The organism is Mesorhizobium sp. M7A.F.Ca.US.014.04.1.1 (genome assembly GCF_003998745.1).
GTDB lineage: Bacteria > Pseudomonadota > Alphaproteobacteria > Rhizobiales > Rhizobiaceae > Mesorhizobium > Mesorhizobium ciceri.
Genome location: NZ_RZRW01000589.1, coordinates 1 through 3,455, shown reverse-complemented (window position 1 = coordinate 3,455; position 3,455 = coordinate 1). Strand labels below are relative to the sequence as shown.

At 65.7% G+C, this 3,455-nt stretch carries 4 protein-coding genes; 2 read left to right on the top strand and 2 right to left on the bottom strand.

Annotation, left to right across the window (positions count from 1 at the left end; all coding sequences use genetic code 11):
- Both EOA22_RS28115 and EOA22_RS28110 read left to right on the top strand, forming a co-directional pair.
- On the top strand, nucleotides 1–1,223 hold a 1,223-nt coding region (locus EOA22_RS28115; RefSeq protein ID WP_245478705.1), incomplete at its 5' end, for a molybdopterin dinucleotide binding domain-containing protein.
- A 99-nt stretch (nucleotides 1,224–1,322) separates the two neighbouring features.
- A complete protein-coding gene (locus EOA22_RS28110) occupies nucleotides 1,323–1,589 on the top strand; it encodes a BrnA antitoxin family protein (protein WP_024503962.1) in 267 nt (88 codons plus the stop codon).
- A gap of 17 nt (nucleotides 1,590–1,606) precedes the next feature.
- On the opposite strand, the gene EOA22_RS28105 is transcribed toward EOA22_RS28110, so the two are convergent.
- Both EOA22_RS28105 and EOA22_RS28100 read right to left on the bottom strand, forming a co-directional pair.
- A complete protein-coding gene (locus tag EOA22_RS28105; RefSeq protein WP_013530464.1) occupies nucleotides 1,607–1,963 on the bottom strand; it encodes a cupin domain-containing protein in 357 nt (118 codons plus the stop codon).
- 9 nt (nucleotides 1,964–1,972) lie between these two features.
- Nucleotides 1,973–3,355 carry an FAD-binding oxidoreductase gene (locus EOA22_RS28100; protein ID WP_063168696.1) on the bottom strand — a complete coding sequence of 461 codons (1,383 nt, stop codon included), beginning with the start codon at nucleotides 3,353–3,355 and terminating at the stop codon, nucleotides 1,973–1,975.
- Nucleotides 3,356–3,455 lie beyond the last annotated feature (100 nt).

Below are 3,455 nucleotides of genomic sequence, written 5' to 3'. Positions count from 1 at the left end.
CCCCCCTCTGGCCTGCCGGCCATCTCCCCCTCAAGGGGGGAGATCGGCTGTCATGGCCGTCTTCGCCAATTCACAACGTCGCAAAGCGAAAGCAGTCGGCAAAGCTGCCAATCTCCCCCCTTGAGGGGGAGATGGCCGGCAGGCGAGAGGGGGGCGCTCAAGCTGGAGGTTGGCCAGAAGGGGTCGGCACGACTGGGCTCCAGGCTCGCTTCTTCGCCAACGGCAACTTCTTCACACCCGACCGCAAGGCGCGCTTCATCGCCATCCGTCCCACCACGGAAATCCGCACCAGCCCCGATTATCCGCTGATCCTCAACACCGGCCGCATCCGCGACCATTGGCACACCATGACGCGGACGGGGAAAAGCCCGCGGCTTTCGCAGCACATCGCCGAGCCCTTCGTCGAAATCCACCCGGCGGATGCGCAGCGCTTCGGCATCGGTGACGCCGACATAGCGCGCGTTTCCAGCCCGCGCGGTGATGTGCTGGTGCGCGCGCTGGTGACGGCGCGCCAGCGCCAGGGCAGCCTGTTTGCGCCGATGCACTGGACCGATCAGTTCTCGGCAAAGGGCCGGCTCGACACGCTGACCGCGCCGCTGACCGATCCCATTTCCGGTCAGCCGGCGCTGAAACATGTCGCCGTCCGCATCGAGAAATTCGCGGCAAAGGCCTTTGGCTTTGCGGTGGCTCGGCAGCGGCCGGAGCCTAATACTGCGCCCTACTGGGCCGTGGCCAAGTGCAAGGGCGGCTGGCGGGTCGAGCTTGCCTTTGCCGATGACGACATCGACTGGGCAGGCTTTGCCGGGTCGCTGTTCGGTACGTCATTGGGTGCCGAAATATCAGCTTATCACGACCGCGACGTCGGCCAGCACCGCATCGCCGCCTTCGACGACGACCAACTGTCAGGCGCCTTGTTCGTCGCGCCCGGCCCGGTCGCCGTGTCGCGCGGCTGGGCGGCGGAACAACTGAGCGCCGATCATGTTGATCGGCGCAGCAGGCTGGCGATCGTGGCCGGGCGGCCGGGCGGGATCGACGTCGATCGCGGCGCCATCGTCTGCTCCTGCTTCGGCGTTGGCGCCAACCAGATCACGGAAGCGGTACGCCGCGGCTGCGGCAGCGTCGCGGCAATCGGCGCGGCCCTGAATGCCGGCACGAATTGCGGCTCCTGCCGCGCCGAGATCAGGGTCATCATCGACGCACAGAGCCTCCAGGCAGCCGAGTGATCGTCCTGACCAAAGGGGCCTGCGCGACGGTGCTGGTTGGGCTATGGTGGCTCAGGCGTGCTACGTCGCGCACGAATCATCCTCAGTCAGGGTCATCCAATGGCAAATCCCCCGCGCCGACCGACAAATCCGATGGCGGCCGCCGAGGCGGCTTTCAAGCCGGTGAAGAAGCCGGCTGCCCCGGTCCGAGAGCCCACGGCCGCTCCAGGCGTCAGGGAGCTTGTTTCGATCCGAATCGACCGCGCCGTGCTGGACCATTTCCAGGAGGATGGACCCGGCTGGCAGGACCGCATCAACGACGCCTTGCGGCGTGTGATAGAAGGCAAGCCGATCGTTACCGGGGGTGATCGTTCAGACGACGAGTAGCGGCTGTTCCAGCCGGCTCACGCTTCGAAGTGCAGGATGTAGAGCTTCCGCGTCTTCTCGTGGATCGTCCATTCGCCTTTCCAGCCTTTCGGCAGCACCAGCATTTCGCCCGGACCAACGTCCTCGCTGCGGCCATCGGGACCATGCAGCGAGACCCGGCCTGACACGATGTGGCAGGTTTCGGAATTGGTCTCGCGCGAGGCCGTGAAGCGGCCCGGCGTGCACTCCCAGACGCCGACTTCCAGTGCGCCATCCGGCGAGGTCCACAGCGTCGTCGAGGCTTCGAACTGATCGCCGCTGATCGAGGTCGGCTTGGGCTCAGGCTCGCCGAGGTCGATGGAGGCGAGGTGGGCGAAGGTCTGGAAGTCGGTCATGGCAGTCTCTCAATGTCCTGTGATGCGGTCGGCGATTGCGGCCAGTTTCGACGTGTGCTGGAGGCCGGCTTCCTCGCGCTCGTCGGCGACGCGATAGAGCTGATACATCGAGTGGACGCCGAGCCAGCGCATCGGCTCTGGCTCCCATTTGCTGACCTTTCGGTTGACCCAGGGCAGGCGGGTCAATTCGGTGTCGCGGCGCAGGATGAGATCGCGCAGCGTTCGGCCTGAAAGGTTGGAACTCGAGACGCCGAGCCCGACATAGCCGCCGGCCCAGCCGATGCCGGTTTCAAGATCGAGCCCTGCCGTCGTGCACCAGTCGCGCGGCACGCCCAGCACGCCGCACCAGGCGTGGTCGATGCGAAGCCTGGCTGTCTGCGGCAGCAGCCGGGTGAGGATCGCGTGCAGGCTTTCGATCGTGGCCTGCTGCGTTTGGCCGCGCACATCCGTTTGCGAGCCGTAACGATAGGGTACGCCGCGTCCGCCCATGGTGATGCGGCCTTCCCTGGTGCGCTGCGCATAGCAATAGGCGTGCGCGGAGTCGCCCAGAAGCTCATGGCCCTCCCAGCCGATCTCGTCCCACAGTGATTGCGGCAGCGGCTCGGTGATGATCTGTGCGCTGTTGAGCGGCAGCCAGAGCCGTTCATTGCCTGGTATGCCGGCCGTGAACCCTTCCGTGGCACGGATGATGATCGGCGCGCGCACGGTGCCGCGGTTCGTCGTGACCTTGCCCTTCTCGATGCCGGTCACGGTGGTCTGCTCGTAGATCGGCACACCGAGCCGCTCGACGGCTTCGGACAGGCCGCGCACCAGCTTGGCCGGCTGCACACGCGCGGTGCCGTGGTGGATATAACCGCCAAGCACATTCCTGATGTTGATGCGGGCCTTGGCCTCTGCCTGGCCGATCAGGCTGACACGCTCGCTCGGCACGCTCCAGCCGATCGCATCGGCATAGGCGGCGTTGATCCGTTCGAGCTGCGGCGGGTTGGTCGCCACCGTCAGATTGTCGACGCGGCGGATGTCGGCATCGATGCCTTCGGCTTCGGTCACCTTGATCACTTCGTCGACCGTGCCATGCATGGCCGTTTCCATGTCGATGACAGCGCCGCGCGTCGAGGTCTGCAGATATTTCTCGCGCGACCAGCTGAAGCCGCCGGACAGCCAGCCGCCATTGCGGCCCGACGCGCCGAAGCCGGCGAACTCCCGCTCGACGATGGCGATGCGGATCGATGGATCGGCCTTCTTCAGGTAATAAGCCGTCCACAGGCCGGTGTAGCCGGCGCCGACGATGCAGACATCGGCTTCGAGATCGCCCGGAAGCGGCGCGCGATAGGGCGGCAGGCCGATGTCGGCATACCAGAACGAGACGTTGCCGTTGACTTTGGCGTCCATGTCTAAAAATCCTGCGGGGAAAGAGCGATCAGGTCATCGTCATGTCGGCGCGGTCGTCGTCGGCAAGAAGTTTTGCATCGACGACCGACCAGCGCAGATC